We start from the raw sequence: 8493 nt of genomic DNA, 5'->3' as shown, positions 1-8493 counted from the left end.
CAGCTTCCTGCTCCTTGATCATTTGGATGATCTGTTCGTCCGTGAATCTCGTCTTCATTTGTCCGTCCTTCGGTTGGGCGGACTCTACACAAAACTGGAGGAAATTCAGGGGCTCAGGTCATCGTGAACAAGGCCTGATCAAACGCCCGGCGCAAGCGGCGGCTCGCACACACGCCAGAAGTTTTGCAGGGTTTCCAGAGTATTCCTTAGGCTATCCTGATTGCAGGGCTTCAAGATATAGCCATTTGCGCGACTGCTATACGCGCGTTCAATATCGCTTGGGTTGTCGGAGGTCGTGAACATATAGACCACGGTATCGGCATGCCCGGTATCAAGGCCGCGCAGCTCTGCCAGGAGCTCATGTCCGTTCATCCGTGGCATATTGATATCGAGCAGGATAAAATAGGGATGTGGAATGGCGCATTGATTGGTGTCGTTCTTCAGAAGCTCCAGGGCCTCGATCCCGTCCTGCACGTGCACAACGACGGCGTCCGGTGCGATCTTTTTCAGCGCACGTCGGGCGATCATCGCATCCACGTCATCGTCTTCGACCAGTAAGACATTCATCTGTCGGGTCATGTCAGGCAACCTCTTCAAGGGAGCTGGCAAACTCCGATTTTGGCCAATGAAACGAAAACGTAGCGCCATTTCCAAGCGTCGAGTCCAGATAAATATCATATCCGTGACGTGTAACTGCCTTTTTCACGATAGCCAGCCCAATACCTGTGCTGTCAGGGTCGGTGCCTTTGCGCAGGGTTTGGAACACATCAAAGATTTTTTTCTGGTGCTCCGGCGCAATGCCGGGGCCGTTGTCGCTGATCGACACAAACAGCGTGTCGCCTTCATCTTCTATGTCAATCTCGACTTCGGCGGCCTCGCGATCCGGGTGGTATTTAAACGCATTACCAATCAGATTTTCCATCACACGGCGAAAGCGCGTACTATCGCAAGACAGCGTTTCCACAGCAGATTGCAGTTGGATCTGATCGGGGCGCAGCTTGAAATCGGCAACGCAATCGGCAACGATGCGACTGATCTGCAGCGAAGCGGTCAAATCCGCCGATGCGTAGTTGATACGCGAAAATTCCATGATGCCGCTGGTCAGATTTTCCATGCGCTCCAGCCGCTCACGGATAAGCTGTAGGTGCTCCTTGATTTCACTGTGGGTCTCAAGCGGGCCGATCACCTCTTCCAGGTCTTCTTCCAGAACGTCCGTCAGAAACCCAATGCCGCGCGTCGGTGTTTTCAGATCATGTGAGGCAATATAGACAAATTGCTCGATTTCCTCATTTGCCCGTTCCAGGCTGACGGTCTTGGCCCGCAGCTCTTCGGTGATCTCATTTGCATAGGCCTGGGCGCGGCTATTGGCGCGGGCCATCATTGCGATCAAGGCAATCACCAACAGCTCGATCACCAAACCTGCAATCAGGATTATGGTTGGCTGGGTCGAAAGATTCTGCGTCCGAAAGGCTTTGGTCGTGCGGATATCAACCGTCCAGGTCCGCCCGTAGATATTCAACTCGACCAACTCGCGAAACATCGGGCTGGGGTCATATTCCGGCTCGAAGGTCTGGCTGTGTTCATCATAGAGCAGCGTGCCACCATCATGGATGCTAAAGTGAATTTCGCGCAGATCCTTGGCAAGCAGACCTGCAACCAGTTTGCGCATGATGAAAGGCGCATAGACGACCCCGGAAAAACGCGCCTGACGCTCTTCTACCGTGTCGGGTTGGCCGCCTTCGTAAAATGGCGTGTAAAACAGGAACCCAGGTGTATTGCCGCTGTCCTGCACCAAAATGATCGGCTCGGTAATCTGCGCCATCCCGCTGTCGCGACTGGCCAATAGACCTGTGCGCCGATTGTTTTCATGCGCCACATCCAGCCCGACAGCCGCCGCATTGAGAGCCTCTGGTTCGACAAAGGTGATCGGCAGCAAGACCTCCTCATCATGTGCGGGGAAGATCTTGAAATTTCGCCCCTCTCGCTCCCGCTCTGCCATGAAGGCCGCGCGCTCTGAACGCGCGACCTGATAGATCACGCCAATCCCGTTGACCCCAGGGTATTTTTCTTCCAGATTCAGTGAATTAGCAAAGGCGCGCCATTCCTGATGCGACAGTTCCCCCTCTAGCGTGGCAATATTTGCCACCCCCGACCAAAGCGCATCTTCGTAGCGCGACATCCGGTCGATTATCAGGCCAATGGTGCGTTCTTTGGAGGCGGTGAACCGGTTTTCGATCTGAATATTCAATTGATGTTTGGAATAAAGCCAGGCGCCAATGGTCATCGCCAGCGACATCGCAATGATAGCAAAATGCAACGCAGAGATGCGAACCCCCGCAGCACCGATGACCTTCATCGCACGTCTCCTTTTCCCGCCAGAAAACATCAAAACAGCCCCCTGAAATTGGGCCACACTGCCAAAAACCAGCATAGAAAGGCAGCTAGTGGAGCATGAAGCCTGCAACGGTCAAATCAGGCTACTACAACCTATGGCTTTAGCCAAGGGGCAGCTTTATCCGCGAGGTTGGGTCAGCGGCGTGTGCATGGGCGATGCCTGCGGGGGCCAATCCAGCCAGATTGGGACCAAACGGCCCTGACGTCTTGCACCCGACAGCCGCAGCCCGGTCAAAATGAAATAAATTTCACTACAAGATAGTTTTCCCATTTGTTGTTGACGAAACCCGGGTTGCTACGGATCAGTAGGCGCACTGAATGTAATTTCGGCCTTTGGTATTTCTTGCGAAATCCGGGGAGCCGGGCACATTCTTAAGGCCAAAGAGCCTTTACTCAGGGAGGAAGACATGAAGAAAGTGACTACAAAAAGGCTGATCGCGTCTGCAGTATTGGCTGTTTCTACAGTGACGACGACACCCGCCATGGCCGAAGGAACACTGGCCTGCGAACCAGGCGAAACCTATATCATGAACGTGATGGTCTCGAGCCACCCCTATTGGGTGCCCGTCTATCAGGGATTCAAACAAGCGGCCGAAGCCTTTGGCTGCAACACCGTATTTTCGGGTACACCTGACTACGACATCACCAAGCAGATTGCTTCTTTTGAACAGGATCTGGTCAAGGCCCCCGCCGGTATTCTGCTGCACCCGATGCAGTCGGATCCCTTTATCGAACCAATCAACCGGGCGATTGAGACCGGCACCGAGGTTGCGACCTTTGCCGCTGATTCTCCAAATTCGAACCGCACCGCCTATATTACATCGGACAATCACGCCGAGGCCAAATTCGCCGCAGAAGAGATCGTCAGCCAGATCGGCGACAGCGCCGAATATGCAGTGCTGGAAAATCCCGGCCAATCTAACCACGACCTGCGGGTGACAGCCCTGGTTTCCTATATGGAAACCCACTACCCAAACATGAAACTGGTGGGACGCCAGGCAACCAACCAGGATAGCAACGCCGCCTATCGCGCCACGGCCTCAATCGTTCAGGCAAATCCGGATCTTGGTGCCATCTGGATCCCAGAGGCGGGCTCTGCCGAGGGGGCAGTTGCCGCAATCCTTGAGGCCAAATCCGATGTGCTGATCATGCATGCCGATGTGACACCCGCAACGCTGGAACACATCAAGGCCGGAAACATCCACATGGCGCTGAACCCGAACCAGGGCATGCAGGGCTTCATGGGGTTCCTGTCGGTTTTCTTTGCCGCCCACAGCGATGTGTTTGATCCCTTCAACGACTACAAGGTCTCGGGCTTCAACCCGATGCAGATCCCCTATGTTGACAATGGTTTTGCGGTGATCACCCAGGACAATGCCGACAGCTTTGATCTGAACACCTATATGGCTGATCGCGACCCAAGCTAACTGGCCTGCGCACGCTGAAGGCGGCGATGCAGCACGCGCATCGCCGCCCCAACCGCCCCTTGCCCAAAACCGATGGCGACAAACCCATGACCGAAGATCTGCTTTTGAAAATTTCCGATGTGTCCAAATCCTTTGGTTCTGTCCGCGCGCTGCGCGGGGTGAATTTTGATCTGCGCAGAGGTGAAATACATGCCCTGGCCGGGGAAAACGGGGCGGGGAAATCAACCCTGATGAATATCATCGACGGGATCCTGCATCCGGACAGCGGGGAAATCCTGATCGATGGTCAGGCCGTCTCCATCGCGTCCCCCACACGGGCGCAACAGCTGGGCATTGGCTTTGTCCATCAAGAAATCGCCCTGTGCCCGGATGTCAGCGTCGCAGAAAACATCTTTATGGCAGCCACCAATGTCAGCCGCGCCCTGGTGATGGACTACGGCGACCTGCATGCCAAAGCCGCGACGACCCTTGGCCAGCTGTGCGATATTTCACCCGCGACCCTGGTACGCGACCTGTCCATTTCCAACCAGCAGTTGGTGGAAATCGCCAAGGCGCTGACGCTGGAGTGCCGGGTCTTGATTTTGGATGAACCCACCGCCGCACTGACCGAGAAAGAAGCGCAAATCCTGTTTGGCATCATGCGGAAACTGGCGGATCAGGGCATTTCCATAATCTATATTTCGCATCGCATGGTCGAAATATTCGACAATTGTGACCGGGTAACCGTGTTTCGCGACGGGCAGCATATTACCACCCAAGAGGTTGCAGATATTGGTCCGGACGATGTGGTCAACGCCATGGTGGGCCGCGTCATCGACGATCTGTACCCGCCCAAGCTGGCCGCCGCCGATCGCAGCGACGATATGATCCTTGAGGTCCGCAACCTGACAGATGGCAATCGCTTTCACGATATCAGTTTCCACCTGAAGCGCGGCGAGATCCTTGGCTTTGGTGGCTTGATCGGCTCTGGCCGCAGCGAGATTGCCAAAGGCGTGTGCCGCCTTGAATGCAAGGTGCGCGGCGAGACCTTTCTGAATGGCGCCCCCCTGACCCCACGAGACTATCAAGACAGTATCCAGGCCGGTGTGGTCTACCTGTCGGAAGATCGCAAAGGCGATGGCATCTTCTTGGACATGGCGATTTCGGCCAATGTATCTGCCCTGGATTTACAGCGGGTATCATCCCCGCTCGGAGTGCTGAACAGCGCGCAGGAAACCCAGCAAGCCGCAGATCTGGGGCGCATGCTCAACCTGAAATGTGGCAAGCTCAGCGACCCGGTATCGTCGCTGTCCGGTGGCAATCAACAGAAGGTAGCGATTGCCAAGATGCTGAGCATCAATCCGAAACTCATTATTCTGGATGAACCCACACGCGGCGTGGATGTCGGTGCCAAATGCGAAATCCACCGCATTCTGCGCGCGCTCGCCGCCCAGGGTGTCGGGATTGTCGTCATCTCCTCAGAGCTACCGGAACTGATTGGCCTGTGCGACCGGGTAGCAGTGGTGCGCGAAGGCCGCATCAGCGGTGAAGTCAGCGGCGCACAGATGACAGAAGAAAACATCATGCAGCTGGTATCGGTCACCGATGCGACGGCGGCGTGAAAGACAAAGGACCAAAGCGGTGAGGAACTCTACTTTGACAGAAACCGGCACAACACAGACTGGCGGAACGGGGCCCACCCCAAATCAGGCCAGCGCGGCAGCAGCGCAGAACATTGTGCTGCGACTGTTGCGCATGCGGGAAACGGGGCTGATTGCGATCATTCTAGCTCTGTTTATCGTGATGTCGTTTGCATCGCCCTATTTTCTGACCTGGGTAAACATGCGCGCGATGGTCATGGCCTTCGCGGTCGAAGGCATCGTGGTCATAGGCATGACAATCCTGTTGATTTCAGGCGGCATCGACCTGTCTGTCGGCTCTGTCACCGCACTGGCAATGGTGGTTGCGGGCTGGTTGTTCCTGGCAGGGGTTGACCCCTGGCTTGCCTCGGCGATTGCCATTCTGGTCTGTACTGGCGTCGGGGCCATCATGGGGTTCTTTGTCGTCCGTGTCGGGCTGCACCACTTCATCGTGTCGCTGGCCGTCATGGTGATTGCCCGCGGCATCTGCCTGCTGGCGACTGGCGGGCGTCCGCTGGGCCTGTTCACCCTGCCCCCCGAGTTCAAGTTCATCGGCCAGGGTTCTATCGGGCCGGTGCCACTGGTGATCATCATCTTTCTATTGACCGTGGTGACCTTTGATTTCCTGCTGCGCAAGACAACCGTATTTCGCAAGGTCTTTTACACCGGCAGCAATGAACGCGCCGCCGCCTATTCGGGGATCCGCACCAAGAAGGTTGTCTTTCTCACCACCACGCTGTGTTCAGCGCTCTGCGGATTTGCCGGGATCATCTATATGGCCCGCTTTGGATCGGCACAGCCAACATTTGGCATCGGCATGGAGCTGAACGTGATTGCCGCTGCGGTGATCGGCGGCGCCAGCCTGTCGGGCGGTACCGGCACGATCTTTGGTGCAATCCTCGGCGTAGTCCTTTTGTCGGTGGTCTCCAGTTCGCTGGCGCTGCTGGATGTATCGGTCTACTGGCAAGACATCATTCGCGGCTCTATCCTGCTGGCGGCAGTATCGATTGATCACTACCTGCAAAAACGGCGGGCACGCAAATGACCGAAGCAAGCCCTAACTATGAAACCGCCCGTCAAATTCACGCGGTTCTTGTGCTCCACTTTGTTGAGGGTCTGAAACAGTCCGAGATCGCAACAAAACTCAACCTGTCAACCTCCAAGGTGAACCGGCTGATCGCCCAGGGGCGACGGATGGGCATGGTCAAGATTGACATCAAAAGCCGGTTTCAGCATCTGATCGACTGTGAAGAACAGATGGTCCAGACCACCGGGCTGCACAGCGCGGTGATTACCCCCACGGCGTCGGGAAATCCTGATACAACCCTGCAACAGGTGGGCCGGGCGGCAGCCAATTTCCTGCTGGAAACCCTGCGCGATGGCGATGTCATTGCCATCACCGGCGGTAAGGCCATCAGCGCGGTAGTCGAAAACCTGACGGCCGATATCGCACGCGATGTCACCGTTGTACCGCTGACAGGCGGGGTGCAGGGCAAGTATTTCACCGACGTCAACCACCTGGCCACCCAGCTGGCAGAACGCTTGGGCGGGCGCGCCATGCTGGTACATGCGCCACTCTTTGCTGAAACCCGGGCCCAGCGCGACATGCTGATGGAGGTCGGATCGGTGCGGGATGTCTTTGATATTGCGCGCAAGGCAAATGTTGCGCTGCTGGGGATTGGCTCGATTCAGGCGGCGGACTCCAGCTATTACGACCTGAACCCGGTCCACGAAGCCGATCGCAAGATGCTGGCCAATTCTGGCGTTGTGGCGGAACTGCTGGCGCATCTGATCGGCGATGATGGCCGGGTAGCGGACTACCCCCTGAACCACCGCCTGGTTGCCCTTGATCCCGGAGATCTGGCCGAATGTGGCCGCGTGATTGGCATCGCCTCGGGGCTGGGAAAAGCCCGCCCTATCCGGGCCACGCTGAACGGAGGCTATCTGGATGCCCTGGTGCTGGACGAAGAAACCGCGCTCAACCTATTGAACCCAAAAGAGAGTAAACCCAATGTCGCATGAAATGCTATCGCGCCCGATTGGCAAAAGTGGAATAGAAGCCTCGGCCATTGGTCTGGGCACCTGGGCCATTGGCGGCTGGATGTGGGGTGGCACCGACGAGGCCACTTCGATCAAGGCAATCCAGGCCTCGATTGACGCGGGCATCAGCCTGATCGACACCGCCCCTGCCTATGGGCAGGGCACCGCCGAGGAAATCGTCGGCAAGGCCCTGAAGGGGCGGCGCGACAAGGTTGTTCTTGCCACCAAATGCGGGCTTGTCTGGCACTGCCAGAACGGCAACCATTTCTTTGACCTTGAGAGCGGACCAGTGCATCGCTACCTGGGGCGCGATGCGATCGTCTACGAGGTCGAACAAAGCCTCACACGGCTGGGAACCGATTACATCGACCATTACATCACCCATTGGCAGGACCCGACCACCCCGGTTGAGGAAACTATGGAGGCACTGGAACTGCTGAAGAAGCAGGGCAAAATCCGCTCTATCGGTGCCAGCAATACCAGTACCGCAGATATCAGCGCCTATCTGGCGGCCGGGCAGTTGGATGCCATCCAGGAAGAATACAGCATGGTAAAGCGAGACATCGAGCAGACCTTGCTGCCGCTCGCGCAGGAAAACGGCGTCTCTGTGCTCAGCTATTCCTCGCTGGCGCTGGGGCTATTGTCAGGAAAAATGACCGCCGAACGCAAATTCGAAGGCGATGACCAGCGCCGGGATAACCCGCGCTTTTCAGCGCCAAACCGGCAAAAGGTGCAACAGCTGATGGAGGAAATCACCCCCATCGCCGCAGCCCATTCTGCCAGTCTGGCGCAGATCGTCATTGCCTGGACCCTGCAACAGCCCGGTATCACCTTTTCCCTGTGCGGTGCGCGCAATGCCGACCAGGCCCTGGAAAATGCCAAGGCCGGGCGTATCCGGCTTTCTGCCGCAGACATCCAAGGCATCAACACTGCCGCGAAGCGACATCTACACGACCTAGACGGCTGATCACCTGCCCCTGGTTGACCTAAATTCTGCCGCCCGCCTCGGGTCG

The 8493-nt window shown here is 56.7% G+C and carries 7 protein-coding genes; 5 read left to right on the top strand and 2 right to left on the bottom strand.

Annotated elements, in window-relative coordinates; translation table 11 throughout:
- Positions 1–138 precede the first annotated feature (138 nt).
- Positions 139–579 carry a response regulator gene (locus P2081_RS19505; protein WP_278924466.1) on the bottom strand — a complete coding sequence of 147 codons (441 nt, stop codon included), beginning with the start codon at positions 577–579 and terminating at the stop codon, positions 139–141.
- A gap of 1 nt (position 580) precedes the next feature.
- The gene (locus tag P2081_RS19500) at positions 581–2356 is read right to left on the bottom strand and encodes a CHASE domain-containing protein (RefSeq protein WP_278924465.1); all 1776 of its coding nucleotides are present in this window, start codon (positions 2354–2356) and stop codon (positions 581–583) included.
- Between the two features lie 445 nt (positions 2357–2801).
- Between P2081_RS19500 and P2081_RS19495 the strand changes: the two genes are divergently transcribed.
- Genes P2081_RS19495 through P2081_RS19475 form a run of 5 tightly spaced genes read left to right on the top strand, consistent with a single transcriptional unit; the run spans position 2802 to position 8447 of the window.
- Positions 2802–3821, top strand: coding sequence for a substrate-binding domain-containing protein (locus P2081_RS19495; RefSeq protein WP_278924464.1), 1020 nt, complete (start codon positions 2802–2804; stop codon positions 3819–3821).
- Between the two features lie 26 nt (positions 3822–3847).
- Positions 3848–5422: a sugar ABC transporter ATP-binding protein gene (locus P2081_RS19490; protein WP_278924463.1), complete on the top strand. Its 1575-nt coding sequence runs from the start codon at positions 3848–3850 to the stop codon at positions 5420–5422.
- A gap of 34 nt (positions 5423–5456) precedes the next feature.
- Positions 5457–6485 carry an ABC transporter permease gene (locus P2081_RS19485; RefSeq protein WP_278924462.1) on the top strand — a complete coding sequence of 343 codons (1029 nt, stop codon included), beginning with the start codon at positions 5457–5459 and terminating at the stop codon, positions 6483–6485.
- Positions 6482–7462: a sugar-binding transcriptional regulator gene (locus tag P2081_RS19480; RefSeq protein ID WP_278924461.1), complete on the top strand. Its 981-nt coding sequence runs from the start codon at positions 6482–6484 to the stop codon at positions 7460–7462. The genes P2081_RS19485 and P2081_RS19480 overlap by 4 nt, the downstream gene beginning before the upstream one ends.
- The gene (locus tag P2081_RS19475; protein ID WP_278924460.1) at positions 7452–8447 is read left to right on the top strand and encodes an aldo/keto reductase; all 996 of its coding nucleotides are present in this window, start codon (positions 7452–7454) and stop codon (positions 8445–8447) included. The genes P2081_RS19480 and P2081_RS19475 overlap by 11 nt, the downstream gene beginning before the upstream one ends.
- The last annotated feature ends 46 nt before the right edge of the window (positions 8448–8493 follow it).

Origin of the sequence: Pseudophaeobacter profundi (assembly GCF_029697505.1) — a bacterium.
GTDB lineage: Bacteria > Pseudomonadota > Alphaproteobacteria > Rhodobacterales > Rhodobacteraceae > Pseudophaeobacter > Pseudophaeobacter profundi.
This window is presented reverse-complemented; position numbering and strand designations above follow the sequence as displayed.